The sequence below is a fragment of the Bradyrhizobium sp. WD16 genome, from assembly GCF_024181725.1.
Taxonomy (GTDB): Bacteria; Pseudomonadota; Alphaproteobacteria; order Rhizobiales; family Xanthobacteraceae; genus Bradyrhizobium_A.
The window spans coordinates 4,328,494-4,354,253 of sequence record NZ_CP028908.1 but is presented as its reverse complement, the minus strand read 5'-3'; the positions used below and the strand labels follow the sequence as shown (position 1 = coordinate 4,354,253).

Annotated in this window: 28 protein-coding genes, 1 tRNA gene and 1 pseudogene; 15 read left to right on the top strand and 15 right to left on the bottom strand. The window is 65.7% G+C overall.

All coding sequences use genetic code 11. The features are described from left to right. The first annotated feature begins 216 nt into the window (after positions 1-216). From DB459_RS20235 to oxlT, 5 genes are all read left to right on the top strand, one after another. Positions 217-1,473, top strand: coding sequence for an O-antigen ligase (locus DB459_RS20235; protein ID WP_253713647.1), 1,257 nt, complete (start codon positions 217-219; stop codon positions 1,471-1,473). 52 nt (positions 1,474-1,525) lie between these two features. Then, positions 1,526-2,074, top strand: coding sequence for a sigma-70 family RNA polymerase sigma factor (locus tag DB459_RS20230; RefSeq protein WP_253707032.1), 549 nt, complete (start codon positions 1,526-1,528; stop codon positions 2,072-2,074). Beyond that, positions 2,067-2,825, top strand: a complete 759-nt coding sequence (locus DB459_RS20225; RefSeq protein WP_253707030.1) for an anti-sigma factor — start codon at positions 2,067-2,069, stop codon at positions 2,823-2,825. Before DB459_RS20230 ends, DB459_RS20225 begins: the two co-directional genes overlap by 8 nt. 20 nt (positions 2,826-2,845) lie before the next feature. Continuing rightward, positions 2,846-3,073, top strand: a complete 228-nt coding sequence (locus DB459_RS20220; RefSeq protein ID WP_253707028.1) for a hypothetical protein — start codon at positions 2,846-2,848, stop codon at positions 3,071-3,073. A 127-nt stretch (positions 3,074-3,200) separates the two neighbouring features. Continuing rightward, entirely contained in the window at positions 3,201-4,484 is a 1,284-nt protein-coding gene (oxlT, locus tag DB459_RS20215; protein ID WP_253707026.1) for an oxalate/formate MFS antiporter, read from the top strand. Positions 4,485-4,604: 120 nt separating this feature from the next. Here oxlT and DB459_RS20210 read toward each other — a convergent pair whose 3' ends face one another. After that, positions 4,605-5,033 (bottom strand): cupin domain-containing protein, encoded by a 429-nt coding sequence (locus tag DB459_RS20210; protein ID WP_253707024.1) that lies wholly within the window; start codon positions 5,031-5,033, stop codon positions 4,605-4,607. Positions 5,034-5,385: 352 nt separating this feature from the next. Beyond that, positions 5,386-6,039, bottom strand: coding sequence for a glutathione S-transferase family protein (locus DB459_RS20205; protein WP_253707022.1), 654 nt, complete (start codon positions 6,037-6,039; stop codon positions 5,386-5,388). A gap of 165 nt (positions 6,040-6,204) precedes the next feature. Between DB459_RS20205 and DB459_RS20200 the strand changes: the two genes are divergently transcribed. After that, positions 6,205-7,434 (top strand): polyhydroxyalkanoate depolymerase, encoded by a 1,230-nt coding sequence (locus tag DB459_RS20200; protein ID WP_253707020.1) that lies wholly within the window; start codon positions 6,205-6,207, stop codon positions 7,432-7,434. Positions 7,435-7,608: 174 nt separating this feature from the next. Here DB459_RS20200 and DB459_RS20195 read toward each other — a convergent pair whose 3' ends face one another. Beyond that, the gene (locus DB459_RS20195; protein ID WP_253707018.1) at positions 7,609-7,908 is read right to left on the bottom strand and encodes a hypothetical protein; all 300 of its coding nucleotides are present in this window, start codon (positions 7,906-7,908) and stop codon (positions 7,609-7,611) included. Positions 7,909-8,042: 134 nt separating this feature from the next. On the opposite strand from DB459_RS20195, the gene DB459_RS20190 reads away from it, so the two are divergent. The 6 genes from DB459_RS20190 (at position 8,043) to DB459_RS20165 (ending at position 13,448) form a co-directional block, all read left to right on the top strand. After that, a complete protein-coding gene (locus DB459_RS20190; protein WP_253707016.1) occupies positions 8,043-8,888 on the top strand; it encodes a hypothetical protein in 846 nt (281 codons plus the stop codon). Positions 8,889-9,166: 278 nt separating this feature from the next. Beyond that, on the top strand, positions 9,167-9,961 hold the full coding sequence (locus tag DB459_RS20185) for a DUF72 domain-containing protein (protein WP_253713646.1): 795 nt from the start codon (positions 9,167-9,169) through the stop codon (positions 9,959-9,961). A 324-nt stretch (positions 9,962-10,285) separates the two neighbouring features. Further along, positions 10,286-10,504, top strand: a complete 219-nt coding sequence (locus DB459_RS20180) for a DUF2061 domain-containing protein (protein ID WP_253707014.1) — start codon at positions 10,286-10,288, stop codon at positions 10,502-10,504. 181 nt (positions 10,505-10,685) lie between these two features. Next, positions 10,686-11,915: a multidrug effflux MFS transporter gene (locus DB459_RS20175; RefSeq protein ID WP_253707013.1), complete on the top strand. Its 1,230-nt coding sequence runs from the start codon at positions 10,686-10,688 to the stop codon at positions 11,913-11,915. 638 nt (positions 11,916-12,553) lie between these two features. Continuing rightward, on the top strand, positions 12,554-13,000 hold the full coding sequence (locus DB459_RS20170) for a hypothetical protein (RefSeq protein WP_253707012.1): 447 nt from the start codon (positions 12,554-12,556) through the stop codon (positions 12,998-13,000). 262 nt (positions 13,001-13,262) lie between these two features. Beyond that, positions 13,263-13,448: a hypothetical protein gene (locus DB459_RS20165; RefSeq protein WP_253707011.1), complete on the top strand. Its 186-nt coding sequence runs from the start codon at positions 13,263-13,265 to the stop codon at positions 13,446-13,448. An 11-nt stretch (positions 13,449-13,459) separates the two neighbouring features. Here DB459_RS20165 and DB459_RS20160 read toward each other — a convergent pair whose 3' ends face one another. Then, entirely contained in the window at positions 13,460-13,714 is a 255-nt protein-coding gene (locus DB459_RS20160; RefSeq protein WP_253707010.1) for an Rrf2 family transcriptional regulator, read from the bottom strand. Positions 13,715-13,828: 114 nt separating this feature from the next. On the opposite strand from DB459_RS20160, the pseudogene DB459_RS27480 reads away from it, so the two are divergent. Further along, positions 13,829-14,016: pseudogene (locus tag DB459_RS27480) on the top strand (type II toxin-antitoxin system HicA family toxin). A gap of 115 nt (positions 14,017-14,131) precedes the next feature. After that, entirely contained in the window at positions 14,132-14,524 is a 393-nt protein-coding gene (locus DB459_RS20150) for a type II toxin-antitoxin system HicB family antitoxin (protein ID WP_253713644.1), read from the top strand. A gap of 338 nt (positions 14,525-14,862) precedes the next feature. Here DB459_RS20150 and DB459_RS20145 read toward each other — a convergent pair. From DB459_RS20145 to DB459_RS20115, 7 genes are all read right to left on the bottom strand, one after another. Further along, positions 14,863-14,940 (bottom strand) — tRNA-Pro (locus DB459_RS20145). Positions 14,941-15,394: 454 nt separating this feature from the next. Beyond that, positions 15,395-16,132: a MerR family transcriptional regulator gene (locus tag DB459_RS20140; RefSeq protein ID WP_253707009.1), complete on the bottom strand. Its 738-nt coding sequence runs from the start codon at positions 16,130-16,132 to the stop codon at positions 15,395-15,397. A gap of 134 nt (positions 16,133-16,266) precedes the next feature. Then, on the bottom strand, positions 16,267-16,629 hold the full coding sequence (locus DB459_RS20135) for an integration host factor subunit alpha (protein ID WP_253707008.1): 363 nt from the start codon (positions 16,627-16,629) through the stop codon (positions 16,267-16,269). Between the two features lie 136 nt (positions 16,630-16,765). Further along, entirely contained in the window at positions 16,766-17,743 is a 978-nt protein-coding gene (locus tag DB459_RS20130) for a beta-ketoacyl-ACP synthase III (protein WP_253707007.1), read from the bottom strand. Then, complete coding sequence (gene plsX / locus DB459_RS20125) at positions 17,740-18,801, bottom strand: phosphate acyltransferase PlsX (RefSeq protein ID WP_253707006.1); 1,062 nt, start codon at positions 18,799-18,801, stop codon at positions 17,740-17,742. Before plsX ends, DB459_RS20130 begins: the two co-directional genes overlap by 4 nt. A gap of 220 nt (positions 18,802-19,021) precedes the next feature. Next, positions 19,022-19,630: a DUF177 domain-containing protein gene (locus tag DB459_RS20120; protein WP_253707005.1), complete on the bottom strand. Its 609-nt coding sequence runs from the start codon at positions 19,628-19,630 to the stop codon at positions 19,022-19,024. Then, positions 19,627-20,175 (bottom strand): ubiquinol-cytochrome C chaperone family protein, encoded by a 549-nt coding sequence (locus DB459_RS20115; protein WP_253707004.1) that lies wholly within the window; start codon positions 20,173-20,175, stop codon positions 19,627-19,629. The genes DB459_RS20120 and DB459_RS20115 overlap by 4 nt, the downstream gene beginning before the upstream one ends. A 106-nt stretch (positions 20,176-20,281) precedes the next feature. Here DB459_RS20115 and DB459_RS20110 point away from each other — a divergent pair, with 106 nt between their 5' ends. Then, positions 20,282-20,767, top strand: a complete 486-nt coding sequence (locus DB459_RS20110) for an outer membrane protein assembly factor BamE (RefSeq protein WP_253707003.1) — start codon at positions 20,282-20,284, stop codon at positions 20,765-20,767. A 203-nt stretch (positions 20,768-20,970) separates the two neighbouring features. On the opposite strand, the gene DB459_RS20105 is transcribed toward DB459_RS20110, so the two are convergent. The 4 genes from DB459_RS20105 to ribH form a co-directional block, all read right to left on the bottom strand. Further along, the gene (locus tag DB459_RS20105; protein ID WP_253707002.1) at positions 20,971-23,091 is read right to left on the bottom strand and encodes a sodium-translocating pyrophosphatase; all 2,121 of its coding nucleotides are present in this window, start codon (positions 23,089-23,091) and stop codon (positions 20,971-20,973) included. A 460-nt stretch (positions 23,092-23,551) separates the two neighbouring features. After that, positions 23,552-24,541, bottom strand: a complete 990-nt coding sequence (thiL, locus tag DB459_RS20100) for a thiamine-phosphate kinase (protein ID WP_253707001.1) — start codon at positions 24,539-24,541, stop codon at positions 23,552-23,554. Between the two features lie 80 nt (positions 24,542-24,621). Beyond that, positions 24,622-25,137 (bottom strand): transcription antitermination factor NusB, encoded by a 516-nt coding sequence (nusB, locus tag DB459_RS20095; protein WP_253707000.1) that lies wholly within the window; start codon positions 25,135-25,137, stop codon positions 24,622-24,624. 2 nt (positions 25,138-25,139) lie between these two features. Continuing rightward, positions 25,140-25,631: a 6,7-dimethyl-8-ribityllumazine synthase gene (ribH, locus tag DB459_RS20090; RefSeq protein WP_253706999.1), complete on the bottom strand. Its 492-nt coding sequence runs from the start codon at positions 25,629-25,631 to the stop codon at positions 25,140-25,142. Positions 25,632-25,760 lie beyond the last annotated feature (129 nt).

Sequence of the window (25,760 nt, the reverse complement as noted above, 5' to 3'; positions counted from 1 at the left end):
CGTCAGATCCAAAACCACACTAGAATCATAATGATGCTAGTGTCCCCTTGTTTCCAACGTTCGTATGAGCGCCTGCTGCAATGGGATACGAACGTTGGAAACAGGACACTAGCACTTTGATTTTGCTAGTGTCCTTATGTCTCCGAATGACCGTGCGAGCATGAGGCAAATGGAGCGGTAATTCGGAGACAGGACACTAGGGTGAAGAGTTCAGTGATGGCCCAGAGCACGGCGGCCCGCCTCGTCGTTCCGGCAACTTCGCAGGCGCCGGGTGTCGTGCCCCTCCAGCGCGCGCTGTTGTGGTTCGCCGGTTTCGCCGGCGCGATCGTCATCGTCGAGCCGAGCCCTTATGAAATCGCCGTGCTGACCATGCTGCTGGTGTTCGGCGCCACCGGACTGCGGCTGCGCGCCGCGTTCCTGCCGCTGATCGCGCTGCTGTTCCTGCTCAATATCGGCTACACCATCTGCGCCGCCTGGCTGATGGACAGCTCCGAGATCCTGAGCTGGATCCTCACCTCCTGGTACATGGCGGTCTGTGCCGTGATCTTTGCCATGATCGTCGCCGACGACACCGCCGCGCGGCTCGACGCCCTGCGCGGCGGGCTCATCGCCGGCGCGGTGGTCACCTCGCTCGCGGGCATCGTCGGCTACTTCCATCTGGTGCCCGGCCACCCGGAGGCCTTCACCCTCTACGGCCGCGCCGCCGGCACGTTCAAGGATCCCAATGTGCTCGGCGCGTTCCTGATCCTGCCGGCCCTGTTCGCGCTGCAAAGCGTGCTGATCGACACTCCCGGCCGGGCGCTGCGCAATGCGCTGGCTCTCGCCCTCATTGCCCTTGCCGTGCTGCTGTCATTCTCGCGCGCCGCCTGGGGCCAGCTGGTCTTCGCCTCGGTGCTGCTGTTCGCGCTGATGTACCTGACCACCCCGTCGACCATGCTGCGCCGCAGAATGGTCGTCCTCGCGGTCCTTGGCATCGCGCTCGCAGCCGCCGCGCTGGCTGTGCTGTTGTCCTTCGACACCATCGGCAACCTGTTCAAGGAACGCGCCGCACTGGAACAGAGCTACGATGCCGGCCGCTTCGGTCGTTTCGGCCGCTATGTCCTCGGCGCCCAGATGGCGCTCGACCTGCCTCTCGGCATCGGCCCCCTGCAGTTTCACAATTATTTCCCGGAGGACACCCACAACTCGTACCTGAACGCCTTCATGTCCGGAGGCTGGCTGTCGGGGATCTGCTATCCGGCGCTGATCTTTTCCAGCGTCTATCTCGCATCGCGGCACGTCTTCGTGCGGGTGCCCTGGCAGCGCGCCTACCTCGCGATCTTCGCCGCCTTCATCGGCGCCGTCGGCGAAAGCTTCATCATCGACACCGATCACTGGCGCCATTTCTGGATGATGCTGGGCCTGCTGTGGGGGATGTTCGCCGCGGCGTGGCAATATGTCACGCCACCGCGACATTTCGCACCACCTCCCTGATTTCCCTCCGCCTGCGAGGATGAAAACCGGATGCGACTTCGTATACCGGTCGATGAGCATTTTCGGGCGCCATGACATCATCGCCTCGCTGGCATCGCTTCGGCGCTACGCGCGGGCGTTGACGCGGGACCACGGCCGCGCCGAGGACCTGGTGCACGACACGCTGCTGCGGGCCATGGAGCGCGCCTCGACCTATCGCGACGGCGACAACCTGAGCGGCTGGCTGCGCGCGATCCTCCATAACACCTTCATCGACCAGCGGCGGCGGGCCGCCGCCGACGCCCGCCGGGCCGGCGACGTTGCCGGCACCGCGGCAAACGAAGCGGCGCCGCCGCAGGATGCCCATCTTCAGCTTCAGGACACCATGCGCGCTTTCGAAGCCCTGCCGGACGAACAGCGGGCCGCGCTCTATCTCGTCGCCGTCGAGGATCTCAGCTACGCCGAAGCCGCCGAAACCCTCGGCATTCCGCTCGGCACGCTGATGTCGCGGATCGGCCGGGCGCGCGCCGCCCTGCGCGCCACGGAGGACCGTAACGATCAGCCAGGCGTTGCGGCGCTGTCCGGTGGCCGACCGCGACTGGTGAGCGTCCGCCATGACTGATCTCCTCGCCCACGCCGCCCTTGCCGATCCCGTCGCCGAAGACGATCTCCTGGCCTATGTCGACGGCCAGCTCGATCCTCGCCGCGAGGCCGCGGTTGCCGACTTCCTCGCCCGCAATCCCGCTGCCGCAACCCGCATCTTCGCCGATATCCATGCGCGCCGTTCGTTGAAATCGGCCTTCACCGCCGTGCCGGCGCCGCCATCGCCGCGGCTGAGTGCCGCGGCCCGCAGGCTCCAGACGCGATTTCTGCTGCGCCGCGCCAGCCGGATGGCTGGCCGCGCAGCGGCTGTTGTCGCCCTCATCGCCATCGGCTGGTATGCTCACTGGCAGGCCGGCGCCTTCGTCATCGCCGACAGCGATGAAACGCCCGCCTTCGTCGTCGACGCCGTGCATGCCTATCGCATGAGCCTGCAGCGCGCCCAGGCGCGATCGGAGAATGTCGAAGGGGTGTTCGCGCGCAGCCAGGTCGCCATGCCCCACCTCAAGCAGGGCTGGCGGCTCGCCGACGCGCTGATCTATCCGTCCCAGGGCGGCGACGGCGTCGAAGCGACGCTGTCGGCCGGCGACGCCGGCGAACTGTCACTGTTCGCCATGCGCACCGACCGGCCGCACTCCATCGGCCTGACGGTGGCGCGAACGCAGGATCAAACCACGGTCTACTGGCAGCGCGGCTCGACCTTCTACGCCCTCACCGGCCGGCGGCCGGCGAACGTGATGCGCGGCATTGCCGATACGCTGATGAAGGGCTGAGACAACACGGAGGAAACACCATGCCGACCCTCCTGCCGGCGCGCCGCCGTCACACCTGGCGCGAGAGCTGCGACATCTTTGTCCTGCATCTCGCGATGGTGCCGCTCTCGCTTGTCTTTCTGTCGACGCTGCTGCAGGGCCAGTCGATCTCGGCGGCAACGCTGCTGCAGACGCTGTTGCGCGGGGCCGAAGCCATCGCCGAGGCCGAACTCGGCTTCGGCCGCGGCTGGATGACAGGCCCTTTCTGAAGAGGGCGCAAGCGAAGCACGCTATTTTCAAGTGCCCGAGTTCTTGAGTACCGAAGTCGCGAACAACCGAGTTCCTGAACACCCAAGTCGGCCGACAAGGCCGCAAGGCAAAAAGGGAGTGACGACGATGACGATGACAGCGTCCGTGCCGACGGCACGGGTCGGGGATGGATATCGATGGATGCAGCTGACGATCGGCGTCGTCTGCATGGTCATGATCGCCAATCTGCAATACGGCTGGACCTTTTTCGTGCCGGACATCCAGAAGAAATTCGGCTGGGATCGCGCCGCGATCCAGTGGGCCTTCACGCTCTTCGTGCTGTTCGAGACCTGGCTGGTGCCGATCGAAGGATGGTTCGTCGACAAATACGGCCCGCGAATTGTCGTGATGTTCGGCGGCGTGCTCTGCGCCGTCGGCTGGGTGATGAACTCGTTTGCCGATACGCTGACCGGATTCTACTTCGCCCAGATCATCGCCGGCATCGGCGCCGGCGCGGTCTACGGCACCTGCGTCGGCAACGCCCTGAAGTGGTTCCCGGAGAAGCGCGGGCTCGCCGCCGGCATCACCGCCGCGGGCTTCGGCGCCGGCTCGGCGCTGACGGTGGCGCCGATCCAGGCGATGATCGCCAGCAGCGGCTTCCAGGCGGCGTTCTTCAATTTCGGCATCGGACAGGGCATCGTGATCTGCCTGCTCTCCCTGGTGCTGCTGGCGCCGAAACCGGGACAGGTGCCGGCGGTGACGTCGAATGCCAACGTGATCCAGTCGCGCCGCAATTACGGACCAGTCGAAGTCATCAAGCAGCCGATCTTCTGGCTGATGTACTTCATGTTCGTCATCGTCGGCGCCGGCGGCCTGATGATCACCGCCAACCTCAAGCCGATCGCCGCCGACATCAGGGTCGATGCCGTGCCGGTCACCCTGCTCGGCATGACGATGACGGCGATCACCTTCGCCGCCACGATCGACCGGGTGCTCAACGGCCTCACCCGTCCGTTCTTCGGCTGGGTGTCGGACAATATCGGCCGCGAGAACACGATGTTCATCGCCTTTGCGATGGAAGGCGTCGGCATCTTCATGCTCTATCTCTGGGGCAAGGATCCGGTGTGGTTCGTGCTGCTGTCGGGCTTCGTGTTCTTCGCCTGGGGCGAGATCTACAGCCTGTTCCCGTCGACCTGCACCGATACCTTCGGCGCCAAATTCGCCGCGACCAATGCGGGACTGCTCTATACGGCGAAGGGAACGGCTGCGCTGCTGGTGCCGATCGCCAACTACGTCCAGCAGGGCAGCGGCAGCTGGGACAGGGTCTTCCTGATCGCCGCCGGCGCCAACATTCTCGCGTCCCTGCTGGCGGTTGTCGTGCTCAAGCCGTGGCGGCGGCGCGTGGTCGCCGACGCCGCCGCATCGGCCTGATTTGCCGGAGATGAAACCAACGCAGATCAAACCAACGGAGATCAAACCAACGGAGATCAAACCAACGGACGCCGCGCCTCGCGCGGCGTCCGCTCGACCACGCAGGCGTCGCAGTCCCCACTATTTCCAGGGCGTGACCGCCGGCACCTCGCCTGTCGGCGCAGGCGTGTCGACCGTCTTGAAATCCGCCGGACTGACGATCTCCAGATATTCCATGTCCGGGGAATAGTCGAAAAGGTAATGGGTCATGCCGGGCCGCTGGTGGACACAGTCGCCCGCCTCGACCAGCGTGACCGTGTCCTCGTACATGAATTTCGCCCACCCCTTCATCATCAGCACGATCTGGAAATTGCAATCGTGGCGGTGCCAGCCGGTGCCGTCGGTCGGCGGCAGGTTGGCCTTCACCAGATGGGCGATCACCTGCCCGCCGGTCGCCTCGGCGATACCGAGATCGCGATAGAGAAAGAAATCGCGCAAGCCGCCGCCGACATAGCCGGTGTCGCCCGGTTTGACATGGGAGAACTTCATCACGCTGCTGTGCTGGTTCATCACGGCCTCCATGGCTCTTCAGCGCGATGGCAGATCGCGCGCCTCGTGGGCCGGAACGCCGCACCGACCTCCGCGGCCTGCAGCCCCGGGTGGCACCATGCGAAAACCACGCCAGCGCCGGGCTTCCATGCACCCGGCCCTGGAAAACCATTGAGCTGCGCCAGTTTGGCATTGAGCCCTGGTGTCCCGTTTCCAACGTTCGCATTCCTTTGCGGCAGGCAATTGCGAGACGCCACACTAGATGGCGCCGAACCGTCGGCGCAATCGTGCCATTTCCCCGGTGTGGAGATGCTTTGGGCAGCGATCGCCTATTTCTGAGCCGGTCGGCTCGCGCGAGGCGAACGGGGCTCGCCTAAAAATCGACCTCGAGTTCTTCGATTTCGGCCGGCTCGAGCTTCGCCGCCGCCACCCATTGCTGCATTTCAGGCAGCTGCATGATGAAGTCGACATAGGCGGCCAGGCGGTCGCTGAGCGGGACGTCGTAGGTCCTGAAGCGCGTCGCCACCGGCGCATACATGGCATCGGCCATGCTGCGCTCGCCGAACAGGAAGGGGCCGCCGGATTCGGCGAGACAGTCGCTCCAGATCGTCACGATGCGATCGATGTCGGCCTGGGCTCGCGACCAGATCTTGAACCCGGGGATGTGCGCCTTGAGGTTGACCGGCAACGACGAGCGCAGATTGGTGAATCCCGAATGGATCTCGCCGCAGATCGACCGGCAGCGCGCCCGCAGCAGCCGATCCTGCGGCAATAGCCCGGCGTCGGGCCTGACTTCGTTGAGGTATTCGGCGATGGCGAGGGTGTCCCAGACCACCGCGCCGTCGTGCCGGAGGCACGGCACCAGAATGGATGAGGAGAGCAGCAGGATCTCGGCGCGGGCCGCCGCATCGTCAGGCGAAACGACGATCTCGTCGAATTCCAGACCGGAAAATTTCGTCAGCAGCCAGCCGCGCATCGACCACGACGAGTAGTTGCGGCTGCTGATGGTCAGTGTCGCCTTGGCCACGGCGCTCCTCCCCGGACGGCATTGCCCGCGAAAAAACGAGCAAGGCGCGTGCCAGACGGCTCCGGCGTCCGTCGCCAACGATGTGGCGCTGAACTTGCATGAAACGAGGGTGCCGGGACTTGCAAGCAGCTCCGGCGCGCACGCCGCCATGCACAGCGGGACCTGATGCTCTACCAGGCCTTCGAGAACCTGACCTCCCTGGGATCGCCGTTACGCGCCAGCGCCGCCGCGGCGCTTCGCTGGTTCGATCTGATCCCCAAGGAAATGAAGAAGATCGGACCCGCCGATGCCGGCCTGCGGCGCCTCGCTGCGGCCCTTGAGCTCGTCTCCCGAAGCAACCTGACCTACCGGCGGCCGCCTTACGGCATCAAACCGGTGATGGTTGGCAACCGCAGCTGCGAGGTGGTCGAAGAGGTGGCCTATGCGACGCCGTTCGGCTCGCTGCTGCATTTCCGCAAGGACTGCGGCCTGGAGCAGCCGCGCGTGCTGCTGGTGGCGCCGATGTCGGGCCATTTCGCCACGCTGCTGCGCAACACCGTGCAGACGCTGCTCCAGGACCACGACGTCTATATCACCGACTGGCACAACCCGCGGGACATCCCGCGCGGCGCCGGCGAATTCGGTCTCGCCGACTACACCGATCATCTCGTCACCTTTCTCGGCGAACTCGGGCCGCGCCCGCATATGGTGGCCATCTGCCAGCCCTCGGTGTCGGCGCTGGCCGCCGCGGCGCTGATGTCCGAGGATGATCATCCGGCGAAGCCCGCAAGCCTGACGCTGATGGCCGGCCCGATCGACACCCGCATCCAGCCGACGAAGGTCAATGAATTCGCCAAGAGCAAGCCGCTGTCCTGGTTCGAGCAGCACATGATCAGCTCGGTGCCGCTGCAATGCGCCGGCGCGCTGCGGAAGGTCTATCCGGGCTTCGTCCAGCTCACCGCCTTCGTCTCGATGAATCTGGAGCGGCATCTGAAAGCCCATGTCGAACTCTACGAACACCTCGCCAGCGGAGAGATCGAGAAGGCCCGGGTGATCAAGACGTTCTACGACGAATATTTCGCGGTGATGGATCTGCCCGGCGACTTCTACATCGAAACCATCCGCGACGTGTTTCAGGAGCACTTGCTGCCCCAGGGCCGGCTCACCCATCGCGGACGCCCGGTCGATCCTGCCGCCGTGCGCAAGATGGGGCTGCTGACGGTCGAAGGCGAAAAGGACGACATCTGTTCGATCGGCCAGACCGTCGCCGCCCAGGATCTCTGCACCGGCGTGCGCCGCTATCGCAAGCTGCATCACATGCAGGCCGGCGTCGGCCACTACGGCGTATTCAGCGGTCGGCGCTGGAACAACGAGATCTACCCGCTGCTGCGCGACTTCATCCATCTCAACGCCTGACCGTCACGCGCTCCTGGCAAAATGCGCCTCTTGGCGAAAAAAAAAACGGCGCGAGCGCCGGTCTTTCCGTTCGATGCGAACGCAATCAGTACTTGAACTCCGGCATCGACTTCACCTCATCCTTGGACGAGCTATCGCCAAATTTTGGTGACGGCCGCGGGAGATCGGCCGAGTTCAGGTGCCGCGAAACGCCACCACGGGCACCGGGACGCGACCGCCACTTTTTGGCACCACCGGCGATGCAGCCGCCCACGCTGCGGCAGCGGGCCGCAGCGGCCTGATGACCAAGCCCTCGTGGCGACCCTGCCCGATCCGGTTGGCCAGGACGCCCGCCCCACCCGACAGCGCGAGCAAGATGTAGGTGAGGACCGCAGCAAGCACGACCAGAACCGTCGCGAGCAGAACCAGGATCGACTGCACCAGGGGCATCGCTTCGCACCACGGCTCGAGGCGCCGGTTTGACGCGATAACCAACCCGCGGGTTCGTTCCGAGTTCCCCACATCTTTGTGAATGGTCGTCCCCGTGCATCGCAGCAAAGCAAGGATTCGGTAACTGATTGGCAACCAATCAAGGTCACTGAATAGTCAACGAAATCAGGAGACTTGCCGTGATCGAGCCGAACCGCGAGGGTGATTCCGACGCCAAACCCGACCCCGACCAGCCGACGACGGCTGGTTCTGGCGACCTCATTCCCGCCCGTCCGGACCCTGTTCGGGCGGAAGCCACTTCGCCCCAGGATGCAGCCAGCAGCTCCAACATCATGATCCTTTGGCCGGATCGATCGAGCCGCGCGGATGACCGGGGCGACGACACGGCTGCGAGCTCGAACCCGCGCAGCAGGCGTCAGCGCCGGCGCATGGTGTCGATGGCCGCCGTCGCCCTGATCGCTGCGGCGTTCGGCGCCGCCGGCGGCGCCGCCACCACGATTGCCGTCGGCCATCATCTGGCCGCGAACCAGCCGCCGCCGGATCATCGCGCCGAAACCGAAGCCGCCGCCCTGCGCGGCAACCTCGCGCAACTGACCAACGACCTCGCCGCGCTGCGCGGCGATTTCGACCGCGCCGGCCGCGGCCGCACGGCCCAGATCGGCAAGGTCAGCGAGCGCCTCGACAAGGTGGAAAAGACCCAGGACGAAGGTGCGGCCAAGCTTGCCAAGCTCGCCGAGGCTCAGGACAGGCTGCGCGCCGTGGCAACCGGAGAGGTTACCGGCTCGATCGCGCAGAAGAGCGACGCCCGTCTCGACGGCAAGACCGAGCCGAAACGGCTGGCGATCATCGATGGCTGGACACTCACCAAGGTGACCGGGGGCGGCGCCATGGTCGACGGGCCTGGCGGGCTCTATGAGGCCTATCCCGGCGATCCGCTGCCGGGCCTCGGCCGCGTCGATGCCGTGCGTTATCAGGACGGCCGCTGGGTGGTGGTCACGTCCAAGGGCCTGATCGTCCGCCGCTGACCGGCAGACCTCGGTCGCCGACCAACCAAAGCCCGGCTCCGGCCGGGCTTTTTCGTTCCGTCCGCGGCGTTCTGTCTGCCGCCGCGGGGAAACCTCTCGTCGGCGTTGACAGTTGCGGGCGCCGGGTGACAACCGGCCGCAACAGCGACGATGGACGCAGCGATTTTGCCGGCTTCGCGCTGATCGCCGACAAAGGTGACCGTTCCGGGCGGATCTGCGGCCCCAATTCAGCCGCGCAGCCGGCCGAACTTGCCTGCCCCCGCAACGGTTGCAGCCGCATGGCACAGGTCCTGATCGGCACTTCAGGCTGGCATTATGACTCCTGGCGTGGCCCGTTCTTTCCGCCGGGACTGCTGGGGCGTCACCAGCTGCCTTATTATGCGAGCCAATTCGCTACCACCGAGCTCAACGGCGTGTTCTACCGCACCCCCTCCGTCGCCGCAGTGAAGAGCTGGCGCAACGACACCGGCCGGGATTTCGTCTTCGCCTGGAAGGCGTCGAAATTCATCACCCATTGGAAACGGCTGAGCGAGCGCAGCGCCAACAGCATCGACCTGATGGAAGGCCGGCTCAAGCTGCTCGGCGACAAGGCCGGACCGGTGCTGTTCCAGCTGCCGCCGCAGTTCACCGCCGATGCCGACCGGCTCGCCGCCTTCCTGCCGATGCTGCCGAAGACCCGGCGCTATGCCTTCGAATTCCGCCACGCGAGCTGGTATGCGCCCGCCATCCTGCGGCTGTTGCACGAGGCCAATTGCGCGCTGTGCCTGTCGGACCATCATGATGCGCCGGCGCCGTGGCGACGCACCGCCGATTTCGTCTATGTCCGCGGCCATGGCCCCGGCGGCCAGTATCGCGGCCGCTACAGCGGCGCGACGCTGAAGCGATGGGCCGGCCGCATCAAGGGCTGGCGGCGCCAGGGCTGCGACGTCTACGTCTATTTCGACAACGATCAGAAAAGTGCGGCGCCATTCGATGCGCTCGCGCTCATGCGCCTCGTCCACGGCCCGGCCAGGACCGCGGCTCGCGCCGCTGCGCGGCGCAGCAAAAAGCCCGCCGCGCGGGCGCGGCATTGATCAGCGCCGCATCAAGGACCGCGTTGTCGTCGACATTGCCGGCGGTGTCATTCGCTTCCTCGATGATGCCGTCGACGAGGCCCATCTCGTTCTCCCGTGAAAGATGACTTTGCCCGTGAAGGATGTTTCCAGCTCCACTGCCTCGCTCGCTGGATCAACGTCAACTTGACTGCGCCTGTTCCGCGCCGCCGCGATGGGAACGAACCCGCGGCGCAACTGAAACCTCGCCGAAGCGGGTGCTTTCCCCTTGCCAAAACTTCTCGGCCACATTCCCATTGATGGACGACGCCCTGCTCGGCGGCGCCCGAGGGCTGGGAGGAACATGTGCTCATTTTTCAGGGCCGGGAAACCCACACCCGCTCGGTGATCAAGGCACTGAGCTGGCGCACCCTCGGCACGATGGACACCTTCGTGATCAGCTGGGTGATGACCGGGCGCGTCGCCATGGCAGGGTCCATCGCCGGGCTCGAGATCATCACCAAGATCGCATGGTATTACCTGCACGAAAGGATCTGGGCCGGAATCGCCTGGGGCCGGCGATGACCGCCCGTGCGGTCGCGGTATCGGACCGCCGATCCCTGACCGCTCCGCGGACTTGCATCAGACTGTCAGCATCCCGCAACCGCGGCCGGATCGGCACCGGCCGATTGATCCGGGTCAAGCTGACGATCGGCGCGATGGCCTATGGGTATCGATCCGGCCTCGCCAGGAGCACCTGATCCGCATGACGGTGACCGCAGCCCATGATCGCGCGCCAACCTCGCCGCAGCTGCTTGTGGTCATTCTCGGCCTTTTGTCCGCGTTCGCGCCGCTCGCCACCGACCTCTACCTTCCCGGCTTCCCCCTCCTGGCCCAGTCCTTCGGCGTCGGCGACGACCGGGTGCAGATCACTCTGTCGGTGTTCTTCCTCGGGCTGGCGCTCGGCCAGGCGCTCTACGGTCCGGTCATCGACCGCTACGGCCGGCGTGGACCGCTGCTCGCCGGGATCGCAATCTACATCGCCGGGACGCTGGTCTGCCTCGTCACCACCGATATCAACCTGTTCACCGCGGCGCGGTTCGTCGAGGCGGTCGGCGGATGCGCCGGCATGGTGGTCGGACGGGCCATCGTCAACGACCTCTATGACGAGACCGAGGGCGCACGCGCCCTGTCGCTGCTCATGATCGTCATGACCATGATGCCGATCGTCGCGCCGGGCATCGGCGGCATCATTCTCGCGGTCGCTTCCTGGCGGGCGATTTTTGTCGTGATCCTGATCATCGGCACCGGCTGCGGCCTCCTCACTTTCCTGCTGCTGCCGGAGACGCTGCCCGCCGCCAAGCGCAGCCGCACGCCGCTGTCCGCGGGGCTCGCGGACTATGGGCGACTGCTGCGCAACCACAGCTTCCTGCTGCCGACGCTCGCCGGCGGTTTCGCCCTCGGCTGCATGTTTGCCTTCATCAGCGGCTCGCCCTTCGTACTGATCCAGCTTCATCACGTCGGCGAGCGGAGTTTCGGCTATCTCTTCGGCCTCGTCGCCCTCGGCCTTGTGATCGCCGCCCAGGTCAACCGCTCGGCCCTGAGCCGCTGGAGCACGGCGACGCTGCTCAGTGCGGCGCTGACCGCCAATGTGGTTGCCTCCCTGATCCTGATCGCCGCTGCCGGCAGCCACAGCCTGTGGGTGATGTTCATCCCCCTCTGGCTCACCATCGCTTCGGTCGGATTCATCGGCGCCAATGCCACGGCGATCGCCATGGCTGCTGCCGGCAGCGCGAGCGGCAGCGGCTCGGCGCTGATTGGCGTGCTGCAATTTGCCTGCGCCTTCGCCGCCAGTGCCGTCGTCTCCCAGACCCAGAATGCGACGGCATATCCGATGACGCTTACCATTCTCGCCTGCGCCACCCTCGCCCGGCTCACCTGGGCGCTCGCCTGTATCGTGGACCGCCGCCGCCGGACGATTTCAGCCGGCGGCTGATCAAGGCTCGCCCACTCCGATCTCCGTCAACCCGGCGACCGACCGGGCGGCCCTGGCGCGAGGATCTTGCAGGGAGAAGCGCGCCCCGTCGTAGAGGAACGCGCCTTGGTTGGATGACGAGGCCATCGCGCCCGACATTCACCAGGGAATGGTCCGGCGGCGCGCGCGTGCCGGGAACATGGCCGTCAGTTTCGAAATCGAAGTCGACTGGCGGATCGGCGCGCGCCGGATGTGGAGGGGAATGCCGCAGATGCCGGACAGGCGATCATTCCATCGCCCACACGCTGGGCTTGTCGGCCGGGCCCTTACATCGATCACCTTGCGCAGGTAGGGTGACATGCTCTGGCCCGGAGGCCCGCCGCCGCGGGACCGGCTGAGGACGCGCCTTCCCTCTTCTGCGCATAAATGCCAGATTATGACTTTGGTGCGTTTTTTGATCTGACGCTGGTAGTCAAGAACGTCGGATTGCGCGACGGATAGCCTCAATTAACGGTAAAATTGACGATAGAGGCCGCAGGAACACGCGAACGACATCCACGACTGATCCGAGTTCTGTTCGGAGTGGCGTAATTCGGAGTGGCGTAATGGTGAGATCGATTTGGCTCGCCCTGTATTTTCTGATCAGCTTCTGCGCGCTGGTGGCGCTGAAGGCAAGCATTGCGCTGATGCCCAAACAGGACGCGTTGCGGCCGGTCGCAGCCTCGACAGCGAATATCGAACAGGACCTTCCCCTCGCCAAATCCGATCGACTGCCGATCGCCGCCACTGAACAAGCGCCCTACAGATACTTCGCCGGCGGCGCGATCACCGCTTTGCCGCCACTGACGGCGGCGCCAGACGAGACCGCGTCACCAGCACAAGCCTCGATCCCGGCGGCTTCATTCGCGGAGGCGAAGGCATCAGGAGCGCCGGCCGCGAAGACGACCAACACCGATGCAACGAACAACAAGCCGACGAATGCCAAGACAGCAACCAGCCACCCGTGGCGAAATGCCTATGCAGAAAAGCGGCAGCGTCACAGCAGCGCGTCGAAGCGGCATTCCCGGCAAGGCAACACCGGCCATCGCAAGCCGCGGAAACACTGAACCGGCTGATGGCGTTCTCTGCGCGATCCCGCGCTAGTGTGGCGTCTCGCAATTGCCTATGCCCTTCGCGGCAAGCCCCTGTAGGCAATTGCGAGACATAAGCCGCACTAGCTTTTTGATTTTGCTAGTGTCCTGATGTCTCCGAATTACCGTGCGAGGGTGAGGCAAATGAAGCGGTAATTCGGAGACAGGACACTAGTGTGGCTTATGTCTCGCTAGACCATGGCGGACGCAATCTCAGCCAGGCAGACCCGGCAAGCTTATGACCAACCGCGATCCATCACCGGACGGGCCGAGCCGCCGTGCCACCCTGATCGGCCTCGTCATCGCCGTCGTGCTGGTGCTGGCCGGCTGGTGGCTCGCCCGCGAACTGACCGCCGCCAGCCGGATGCAGGATTGCCTGATGTCGGGCCGCACCAACTGCAATCCGATCGAGATCGAGCGGTAATGTGGCAGCCATCACCACACGAGTGGGATGGAAAACTTCCCGAGCCGTGCGACCTCGGCCGCAATATCCGCGATGGTGGCTTTTGCGAGTTCATCTTCGAGCGCCTTGCGCGCCCGGGCCAAGGTCGGTTGTAGAGCATCAAGGATGTTGCCACCCACCGCGCATGACTTGCAGGGAGGCGTGCGATGCATTGAAAACAGCTTCGTATCCTCGACCGCCTCATGAACATCGAGCAGCCGAATCTTTTTAGCGGGTTTTGCCAGCAAGCCGGGTGATGGGGCTTCTACCGCGCCTGAGCAATGAATTCGACGCGAGGGGGGTCGGAACGGTGCGGGACCGCCGCGCCCTCCTCCGTGCTCGCAGTGTGTATTTATACACACATGAAGTCGACGAACGTCATTTCGGCCTTGAGGCGGATGACTGGGAACAGGTTGCCTAGAAGGGCAGCCACGTTCAATTCAAGCACCCCACCAAGAAGGGCCGCGTGACCGTTCCTCACCCGAAGAGGGACATCCCGATAGGAACGCTGCGGAGCATCGAAAAGCAGGCGAACCTGAAACTCACATAGAGAAGAGAATCGAGCCCCCACGCCGGGAGTTCCCAAATCCAACTAGAGCCGATGAGGCTCGTAAATGAAAATCGAGGCATCGCGCCTCGCCCCCAAGCTGGTGGGAGAAATAAAAATGCGACAGTTCATTGCCCTTATTCACAGGGACGAAGGAAGCGATTTTGGCGTTTCATTTCCGGATCTTCCGGGAGTGATCAGCGCCGGAAGCAACTTAGACGAAGCTCGTCTCATGGCGGAGGAAGCCTTGGCCCTTCACTTGGAGGGACTGGCCGAAGATGGCGAGGCTGTTCCGGAGCCCTCCTCTCTTGAGGAGATCATGGCGATTGCAGAAAACAGAGGCGCGGTAGCGGTTCTCGTCGACGCACCACCTAGCGAAGTAAAAACGGTGCGTGTGAACGTGACGCTGCCGGCCGACACGCTAGCTGCCATTGATAAATATGTAGAGAGCCATGGCTTTACACGGTCAGGTTTTCTGGCGCAGGCAGCCAAAAAGGCCATCGTGGCCTGATAGGCTTGGCGCGCAGCGCTTCAAGGTGCAAGACATGCTGCCGAACCATGCCGTTTGTCGGCAATTGAAAGGCCGGCGCCCGGGTCATGAGCGCCGGCCGAAGGATCAGCCTGCGGCGGCGAGCTGCGACCGAAGCAAATAGCCCTCAAGCGCCCAGACTCGCTCAGAACTGGACAGAGACTATTCGGACAGGCTCCTAGTGCGGTGGATCTGACGCTCGTTTCAGCATTGCAGCGAGTTCTTCATACGAGCGCGAACGGATTTTGTACAACGCCGTACAAGGGCGGCCATCAGTACAATGATCGCCCGTCAGATCTGTTTGATTATATTTTGAATTTTGGTCGGAGCGAGAGGATTCGAACCTCCGACCCCTAGTCCCCCAGACTAGTGCGCTAACCGGGCTGCGCTACGCTCCGTGCCGAACTGCCCTCGCGGGCCGGCCCGCATGGCATAGGGAAATTCGCTTCGCCGCGCAAGCGACCTGTAGCTGTTATGGTCCCCCGATCACCTGCAGAAGCGCATTGTCCAGCCGGGTTGGCCCGAAAAACTCCACGACGGACTGATTCCGTGGGCGGACCAGGCCAGGCCGAGCGAGCCCTGTCCGCCCCGGCCCGGCGGAGCGGCTGCCGATCCGGCCTTCGCTCCCCCATAGGAACCAGAATGGCCCCTCGGCGGTTTTCTCGGGGCCAGCCTTCGAGCGCTGGCGTCCTCACATCATGGAGGTGTTGCGATGATGCGCGTGCTTCCGACGATGGCCGCCCTGTTCGCAGCGGCCCCAAGGCGCCGGCAAGAGGCGCAACGTAGTCCCGGCGCCGGCCTTGCGCCCTCGGCGCTCTTCAAGCGCAACCTGCACCGATCGCCGTAACCTCTTCAATCCTTGATCGGAAACAGCTCCGGCGGACTCGTTTTGATGGCGTCGTCGATCAGGCGCTTGCAGGCCAGGAGGTCGTCGAGGGCGCCACGGAGCCTCATCGCCTCGGCGCGCGGCAGGCCGGACGGACGAGGTGGCTCGGCCGGGCGGGGCTGCGGCCGCGGCGACGGCGCAGCCACCACCGGCGGCGCCACGCCAACCGGCCGGTGAAGCGGCGCCGGCTCGGCGTCGTCCTCCTCGTCCTCGGCCTCTCCCTCGTCGGCCTCTCCCTCGTCTTGGCCCTCGTGCTCTTCGTCGTCGCCGGCGTCATAGCCGCGGGCAGCGATGGCTTCGGCGGCCGCGTCCTCCGCGTCCTCGGTAGCATCGAAGTCCTCGGCCTCGATCGCCTCCTCGCCGGCGAAGACGGCCGCCGCGTCCTTCGGCCCGCCCGCCCTGGGGCGCGTCACCGCGGACGGCGATGGCGCCTCGGCATCGGCCAGCGCCTGCACCGCCTTGATGCCCTGCTCGCGCAGGATGCGCTGGACGCCCCGGATGGTGTAGCCCTCGCCATAGAGCAGGCGGCGGATGCCGCGCAGCAGGGCGACATCGTCCGGCCGGTAGTAGCGCCGGCCGCCGGAGCGTTTCATCGGCTTGATCTGGGCGAAGCGGGTTTCCCAGAATCGCAGCACATGCTGGGGAATGTCGAGGTCGTCGGCGACCTCGCTGATGGTGCGGAATGCGTCGGGTGCCTTGTCCAATTGCGCTCCTCCGCAGCGATTGCAGCGATCTCTCAAGTCAAGAGAACAGCGCTCGAGAGAACGGCACTTCTGCTTTCGCCGGTCAACTCAAGCGACCGGCCAACGCGAACGCGACTGACGCGAACTCCGCGCGCTCAGGCCTGCGCGCCGCCGGACCGCGCCGGCGAATTGTCGCCGTTCTTGGCCCCGTTGCCATTGGTGGTGGTGTTGATGCGCTGCTTGAGAATGGCCGATGGCTTGAACACCATCACCCGCCGTGGCGAGATCGGCACCTCGGTGCCGGTCTTCGGATTGCGGCCGATGCGCTGGCCCTTCTTGCGAACCATGAAGGAGCCGAACGACGACAATTTCACGGTCTCGCCCCGCTCGAGGCAGTCCGTGATCTCCTTGAGCACCAATTCAACGAAGGCCGACGACTCCGTCCGCGACAGTCCCACCTTCTGGTAGACCGCCTCGCAGAGATCGACACGCGTTACAGTTTTTCCGGTTCCGGTCATCGCCTGCCCCATACGGCGAACAATTCGGCACTGAAATTAGGGGTTTAGCTTGCAGCGGTCAACTGCAAGGCCAAGCCTGTTCCATCCGCCGATGTCGCGAAAGATCGATTCAAATACAGTTCAATCCCGACCGGGCCTACCAGCGGATCAGCGCCGAAGCCCAGGTGAAGCCCCCGCCCATCGCCTCGAGCAGGACCAGATCGCCTTTCTTGATCTTGCCCTCGCTGCGCGCGACCGCCAAGGCCAGCGGGATGGAGGCCGCGGAGGTATTGCCATGACGATCGACCGTCAAGACCACTTTCTCCGAGGGAATATGCAGCTTGTTGGCCGACGCGTCGATGATCCGCTTGTTGGCCTGGTGCGGCACGAACCAGTCGATGTCCGCCGCGCTGGTCCCGGTGGCCTCGAAGGCGTCGGTGATGACGTCGGTGATCATGCCGACGGCGTGCTTGAACACCTCGCGGCCTTCCATGTGCACATGGCCGACGGTCTGCGTCGTGGACGGCCCGCCGTCGACATAGAGCTTGGACTTGTGCCGGCCGTCCGAACGCAGATGGGTGGTGAGCACGCCGGAATCGGCGTTGGTCCCGGCCTGCTCCTGCGCCTCCAGCACAATGGCGCCGGCGCCGTCGCCGAACAGCACGCAGGTGGTGCGGTCGTTCCAGTCGAGGATCCGCGAGAAGGTTTCGGCGCCAATCACCAGCGCCCGCTTGAAGGCGCCGCTGCGCAGGAAATTGTCGGCGGTGGCAAGCGCGAAGATGAAGCCCGAGCACACCGCCTGGAGATCGAAGGCGGCGCCGTGATGGATGCCGAGCGCGTTCTGGATCGCCACCGAAGTGGCAGGAAAGGTGTTGTCCGGCGTCGAGGTGCCGAGCACGATGAGGTCGATGGACTGGGGATCGATACCGGCGTCGTCGAGCGCCGCGATCGCCGCCTTGGTGCCGAGATCCGAGGTGTATTCGCCTGGTGCCGCGATGTGGCGCTGGCGGATGCCGGTACGCTGCACGATCCATTCGTCCGAGGTGTCGATCCTCGTCGCCAGCTCCGCATTGGTCAGAATCTGCTTCGGCAGATAGGACCCGCAGCCGAGCACGACCGAACGCGTCACTGTCACGAGAGAGCCTCCTGGGCGGCTGGGGGTAGCACCAGCCCGCCGCCTTCGCGGTGTAATGTCTGATTGATCTTGGTCAGGAGATCGTAGCGGACCATCTCATAACCGACATCCACGGCGGCGGCAAAGCCCGCCGCATCGGTGCCGCCGTGGCTCTTGATCACGATGCCGTTCAGGCCGAGGAAGACCCCGCCATTGGCCTTGCCCGGATCGAGCTTTTCGCGCAGCGCCTGGAATGCCGAGCGGGCGAACAGATAGCCGATCCTGGAGCGCCAGGTGCGGCTCATGGCGCTGCGCAGGTATTCGCCGATCTGGCGCGCGGTTCCCTCGGCGGTCTTCAGCGCGATGTTGCCGGTAAATCCTTCGGTGACGATGACGTCGGCGGCACCCTTGCCGATGCCGTCGCCCTCGACGAAGCCGACGAAATCCATATGGGGCAGATTGAGCGTGCGTAGAAGGTCGGCGGCGGCGCGCACCTCTTCGACGCCCTTGACCTCCTCGACCCCGATATTGAGCAGGCCGACCGTCGGCCGGTCGAGATCGAACAGCACCCGCGCCATGGCGCTGCCCATCACCGCAAGCGCCGCGAGATGCTGGGCGTCGGCGCCGATCGAGGCGCCGACATCGAGCACCACCGATTCGCCGCGGATGGTCGGCCAGATCGCGGCGATCGCCGGCCGGTCGATGCCTTCGAGCATGCGCAGGTTGAACCGCGCCATGGCCATCAGGGCCCCGGTATTGCCGGCGGAGACGGCGACATCGGCCTCGCCCTTGCGCACCGCGTCCAGCGCCAGCCACATCGACGAGGTCTTGCGGCCCCTGCGCAGGGCCTGGCTCGGCTTGTCGTCCATGCGGACGGCGACATCGGTATGGATCACCCGCGACACCGCCTTGAGCGCCGGATGGGCCTCGAGTTGCGGATTGATCCTGGCGCTGTCGCCGAACAGCAGGAATTCGCTGTCCGGGTGCCGGGCCAACGAGATCGCGGCGCCGGGAATCACCACCGAAGCGCCGACATCGCCCCCCATGGCGTCCAGCGCGATTCGAACCTTTTGCGGCATGGAGGTCCCGGCAATTCCCTGTAGCGACGGCGTCGCGGTGTCAGTCTGTTTTCCGTCCTGGTGCGGCGTGTCGCAATTGCGACGGCCCGCGAAAGCCCCCAGAACCTCCGCAGCGGCGGGACAATAGCGTGTCCGCGCCCCTATACAACATCTTGACGCGGGTGTTCGCAGCCGGCAGGCGCGCACCGGCGGCCGCCCCTCTTCCCGGGCGAATCACCCTTCAGCTTTTCGGCGGCGGCTCCTTGAGGGCCTTGAGCGCGGCGAAGGGATGGCTTTCGGCGTCTTCCGGCTCGGCCGGCGGCTCGAACACCACCCCCTCCTTGCGAGGATAGGGGTCGATGCCGAGGAACAGCACGTCGGCGGCGAGCTTGCCGAGGTCGATGCGGTCCCCCTCGATGATCTCCGGCGGATCGCCCGCCTCGCCGCCCGCCTTTTCTTCTTCCTCCATCGCCCTGGTGATCGCTTCGATCTGATCCTGCGGGGCAAACAGCACGTCGACCTCTTCGTCGATGGCGTTCTGCAGCGGCTCCAGCGTCACGACGCAGGTCTGCCCCACGGTGGCGCCGACCCGCCCGGTGACACGGACGCGGCCGCGGCCGACGGGTCGCAGGTCGAAGCTCGCATGGGCGCCGGAGACGCCGTGCAGGCCGGCGAGATCGCTCATCGCCGCGTTCTGGGCGGCATTGGCGACGAGCTCCTGATGCAGCCCTCCTTCGGGAATTTCCGCGACCGCGATGGTCGCGCTCCACGGCAGCGCGGCCGCGCGGTCCCTGGTCCGGGCGTCCTTGCTCGGGCTGTCCTTGCTTGGGCTATCCTTGCTCGGGCTCATGGCAAGCCTCCTTGCGGTTTCGGCGCCGGGAATCGGAGCGTTCCGGCGGCGATGTCCGCCCCGGACACCGCACCGAGCGCCGCGGCGGCAGTTTCGACATAGGCGGCAAGCGCCGCGGCCCGATCAGGATCGGCACTATTGAGCACATTGCGCGCCAGCGCCGCGCGCAAGGCGACCGGATCGGCGGATGCGGCGTCATAGGCGACGGTGCGGCCATAAAAGGCTTCGCCGAATTTCTGCATCCGCTTGGGCACCGTCAGGTCGCCGACGCCCATTTCGCGCAAATTCGCGTCCATATCGCTGCAAAAGCAGTCGAACAGGGCCTGGGACAGGCCGGCGCCGCCCGGCACCTGGCGCAGCCGCCGCAGCACCAGCCACAGATGCAGGACTACCATGTCAAACCGGCCGTCCACCGTATCGGGCACGCTGAAGGCTTGATAGAAAAGGGGTTCTCGGGCCTGCGCCACGATCATGCCATAGATGGCTTCGATGGTGCCGCGCGATGTCGCCCGGGGGTTCAGAAGGCGTTTCAGGGACGAGAGCATCACCGGTTCCGGTCGGGTCTGCGACGGTCTTGCGGCTTGCAAGCCAGCGCCCTGCCCGGTACGTCAACGCCTCGCTCGATGCAAGAGGAAGGGGCCAGCCCCGCCAATGACCGATACGATCCGCTACCGCCGCCGCGCCGCCCGGCCCGGCGCCTCTCGACCGCGCCGCCGCGGTCTCGCCCTGGCTCTCGCCGCCGCTCTCGCCGGCACCGCCCTCGCCGGGTGTACCGCCGAGCAGTACCAGAAGGGCTACATCCTGCCCGAAGGCGCCCTCGAGCAGATCCCGATCGGCGCCAGCCAGGACCAGGTGCTGATCGTGCTCGGCACGCCCTCCACCGTGGCGACGCTGAACGGCGATGTGTTCTACTACATCTCGCAGCGCGCCGAGCGGAAGGTCGCCTTCATGAACCAGCAGATCATCGATCAGCGGGTGATCGGGGTCTATTTCGACAAGAACCGGAACGTCACCCGGCTCGCCAATTACGGCCTGAAGGACGGCAAGATCTTCGACTTCATCAGCCGCACCACGCCGACCAGCGGCCAGGAGATCAGCTACCTGACGCCGCTGTTCAAGCTCATCGCGTTCCGCTGAGCGCGGCGACGGCGAGGCCGGCGCCGGTCTTTGACGAGGCGGTCGGGGCCACGCCGGAATGTGGACACCGCCAGTGTCCCGGTTCCAACGTTCGTATTCCCTTGCTGCGAGCGCTTCTACGAACGTTAGAACCAAAGGGACACTAGATATAAAAAAGCCCGCGGCGACTGCCGCGGGCTTTTTGAGTTTCGAGGGCGACCTGCTCAGTGCGCGAGGACCGCCAGCAGCAGCAGCGCCACGATGTTAGTGATCTTGATCATCGGGTTGACCGCGGGCCCCGCAGTGTCCTTGTAGGGATCGCCGACGGTGTCGCCGGTCACCGCCGCCTTGTGGGCATCGGAGCCCTTGCCGCCGAAGTGGCCGTCCTCGATGTACTTCTTGGCGTTGTCCCAGGCGCCGCCGCCGGACGTCATGGAGATCGCCACGAACAGGCCGGTGACGATGACGCCGAGCAGCATGGCGCCGACCGCCGAGAACGCCGCCGACTTGCCGGCGGTGCCGCCGCCGGCAATGGCGTAGATCGCGAAGTAGACGAAGATCGGCGACAGCACCGGCAGCAGCGAGGGAATGATCATTTCCTTGATCGCGGCCTTGGTGAGCAGGTCGACGGCCTTGCCGTAGTCCGGCTTGTCCTTGCCCTGCATGATGCCGGGCTTCTCGCGGAACTGGCGACGGACCTCCTCGACGATCGCCCCGGCGGCGCGACCGACCGCGGTCATGCCCATGGCGCCGAACAGATAAGGCAGCAGGCCGCCGAACAGCAGGCCGACCACCACGTAGGGATTGGTCAGCGAGAAGTCCGGAGCGACGCCGGCGAAGTACGGCGAGGTGGCCGAATTGGCGACGAAGTATTTCAGGTCCTCGTTATAGGCCGCGAACAGCACCAGCGCGCCGAGACCGGCGGAGCCGATGGCGTAGCCCTTGGTCACCGCCTTGGTGGTGTTGCCGACCGCATCGAGCGCGTCGGTCGACTTGCGCACCTCCTTGGGCAGTCCGGCCATTTCGGCGATGCCGCCGGCGTTGTCGGTGACCGGGCCGAAGGCGTCGAGGGCGACGATCATGCCGGCGAGCGCCAGCATGGTGGTGGTGGCGACGGCGATGCCGAACAGGCCGGCCAGGCTGTAGGTGATCAGGATGCCGGCGATGATGACGAGCGCCGGCAGCGCCGTCGCCTCCATCGAGATGGCGAGTCCCTGGATGACGTTGGTGCCGTGGCCGGTCACCGACGCCTGGGCGATCGACTTCACCGGGCGATAGTCGGTGCCGGTGTAGTATTCGGTGATCCAGATGATCAGGCCGGTAACCGCGAGGCCGACGATGCCGCATTCGAACAGCGACAGTCCGGTGTAGGCGACGCCGGCGAGCGGGCCGAAGCCGACCAGGAAGTTGATGACGGCACCGACGCCGACCAGCGACAGCACGCCGGTGGCGATCAGGCCCTTGTAGAGCGCGCCCATGATCGACTGGCTGGCACCGAGCTTGACGAAGAAGGTGCCGATGATCGAGGTCACGATGCAGATGCCGCCGATGGCGAGCGGCAGCATCATCATGTTGCCGAGCAGGGGCGACTTGGCGAAGAAGATCGCCGCCAGCACCATGGTGGCGACCGCGGTCACCGCATAGGTCTCGAACAGGTCGGCGGCCATGCCGGCGCAATCGCCGACATTGTCGCCGACGTTGTCGGCGATGGTGGCCGGATTGCGCGGATCGTCTTCGGGAATGCCGGCCTCGACCTTGCCGACGAGATCGCCGCCGACGTCGGCGCCCTTGGTGAAGATGCCGCCGCCGAGACGGGCGAAGATCGAGATCAGCGAGGCGCCGAAGCCGAGCGCCACCAGGGCGTCCACCACCGTGCGGCTGTTGGGCGCGAGCTTCATGACCTCGGTCAGGATGCCGAAATAGATCGTGACGCCGAGCAGTGCGAGGCCGGCCACCAGGAGACCGGTGATCGCACCGGCCTTGAAGGCGAGCTCGAGGCCGCCCGCCAGCGACTTGGTCGCGGCCGCCGCCGTGCGGACATTGGCGCGCACCGACACATTCATGCCGATGAAGCCCGCCGCGCCCGACAGCACGGCGCCGACGGCGAAGCCGACCGCCACCAGAACACCGAGGAAATAGGCGAGCAGAATGAAGATGACGACGCCGACCATCGCGATGGTCGCATACTGACGACGCAAATAGGCCTGCGCGCCTTCACGAACCGCCGCCGCAATCTCCTGCATGCGCGCATTGCCCGCATCGGCGCTGAGCACGGATCTGGTTGCCCAGATCGCGTAGACGATGGAAAGCGCTCCGGCGAGCACAATCGCCCCAAGAATTGTCATGACGTACGCCTATCCTGTTGTTTCCCCGAATTGTTCCCCCGAGCCGCCGTGGTGACCGAGCGTCGTTCGGCCAGCGCCCCGAAAAACCAGGCATGCCGCGCCGAAAGGCACGTGCTGCCTTAATTTGGCGCGAACAATGCCAAAATCGTTACTTGGGCGCAACGCTGCACGGGCGGCGCCGGGCTCGGAGGGGGGAATTTCTCTCGGCAATTGGTCGGGGGGGGGGCGCCTGAGGCTCGTGCCGCTCGTATCAGTATTGCAGCGAGCTCGTCGTACGCGCGTCAGATCGAAAACCACGCTAGTGTCCTGTCTCCGAATTACCGCTACGTTTGCCTCGCGCTCGCACGGTAATTCGGAGACATAGGGACACTAGCAAAATCAAAGTGCTAGTGTGGCTTATGTCTCGCAATTGCCTACAGGGGCTTACCGCAAAGGGCATAGGCAATTGCGAGACGCCACACTAGAAGTGGCTGTAGGACAGGCTTTTCAGCACCAGGGGCGCGCCGTCCGCGCCGCGGAATTCCGGTGCACCTGCGCCCTCGACGATGACGCCGATCTCGGTCACCGGCACGCCTGCCGCGGCAGCGTCGGCCCGGAAAGCCGCGCCGCGATTCGCCGGAACAGTGCACAAAATCTCATAGTCGTCGCCGCCGGCGAGCAGCGCCGGCAACGCACAACCCCCACGATCGCGCACGGTGCGCGCGGCTGGCGACAGCGGGACCTTGTCGACCTCGATCCGCGCCGACACCCCGGAGGCGGCGCAGAGCTTGGCGAGATCGCCGGCAAGTCCGTCCGAAACGTCCATGCCGGCGCTGGCATGGGCGCGCACCGCCCCCGCCAGGGCGTTGCGCGGCATCGGCACGCGATAGCGGGCGATCAGTTCGGCACGCGCTTGCGGCGCATCGGCCAGCACCTCATGGGCGCGGCCGCCTTTGAGCACGTCGAGGCCGAGAGCGGCGTCGCCGATCGCACCGCTGACGAAGACGCGATCGCCGGCACGAGCGCGATCGCGACGCACCATCGTGCCGGCCGCGATGCGGCCGAAGGCGGTGATCGAGACCATCATGGGCCCGGGGGTGGCGACCGTGTCGCCGCCGAGCAGCGGACAGGAAAAGGCGGCGGCATCCTCGCCCAGCGCCCGCGCGAACGGCGCCAGCCAAACGTCGGTGGGCGCCCGCAGCGCCATCGTCAGCACGAAACCCGCCGGGTCTGCGCCCTTGGCGGCGAGATCGGACAAGTTCACCCGCAGGGCCTTGCGGGCGATGCTGTCGGGGGGATCGTCAGGCAGGTAATGCACGCCCTCGACGATGGCGTCGGTGGTGACGACCAGTTCGTCCCCCGCCGGCAGCGCCAGCAGCGCCGCGTCGTCGACGAGCGCCAGCGCCCCCGGCGCGGTGGCGAGCGGCTTGAAGTAGCGGGCGATCAGCTCGTCTTCGGCGGAGGCAGTCATGGCGGAGGCAGTCATGGCGGCGGCCACTCTCGAAACAATCGTCACGGCCGGGCCTGTCCCCGACCATGACGAAGAAAGCCCTACCCCGCCGCGGTGAATTCGTCGGCGCGGAAGCGGCGGCCGATCTGATCGAGCACCGCATTGACGAGACCGGTCTCGTCGCGATCGACGAAGGCATTGGCGACGTCGACGTATTCCTTGATGACGACCCGGCCCGGCACGTCCTTGCGGTGCTCGAGCTCATAGGTGCCGGCGCGCAGCACCGCGCGCAGGATGGCGTCGATGCGCTTGAGCGGCCAGCCCTTGTTGAGGGCCTCGTCGAGCAGCGGATCGATCGCCTTCTGGTCGCGCACCACGCCGGAGACGATGTCGCGGAAGAAGGCCGCTTCGGCCGGCAGATAGGTCTCGCCTTCGATCTCGCCGCCGAGCCAGTGGCTGTCGAATTCGGCGAAGATCTCGTTGAGGCCGGCGCCTCCGATGTCCATCTGGTAGAGCGCCTGCACCGCGGCGAGGCGCGCGGCGCCACGACGATTGGCCTTCTTGTCGGCGGGTTTGCTGTCGGCGGCGTGCCCGCCCGGTTTCCTGGCCTCGGTCATGGTCATGCTTTCGAAAGGCGGCGCGTGAGCCGCAGCATCGCCAGCGCAGCGCGGGCGGCGTCACCGCCCTTGTCGAGATCGCTGCGCCGGGCCCGCGCCCAGGCCTGTTCGTCGGTGTTGACGGTGATGATGCCGTTGCCGAGCGGCAGCCGGCGCGCCACCGAAAGATCCATCAGCGCCCGCGCCGATTCCATCGACACGATCTCGAAATGAATGGTTTCGCCGCGCACGACGCAGCCGAGCGCCACGGCCGCATCATAGGGCCGGCCGCTGCGCTCCGCAGCCTCGAGCGCGATGGAGATCGCCGCCGGAATTTCGAGCGCCCCGGGCACGGTGACGACATCGTGGCTGACTTTGGCGGCATCGAGTTCGGCCCGCGCCCCCTCGAGCAGCGCGTCCTGGATATCGTCATAGAAGCGCGCCTCGACGATCAGCACGCGGGCGCCGCGAATGTCGGTCTGGTCGTCGAGAGGCGCGCGGCGGGCGTCGGCCATGGGATCTCCGGGATAGTGGCGCTCGGCGGATCGAGCAGGCTGGATTTGAGCGAGCAGGTCGGGCTGGCCGGATAAGCGAGCCGGACGAGCAGGCCGGATGAGCAAGTGTGGCGGGTTTTAGTCGCCGCA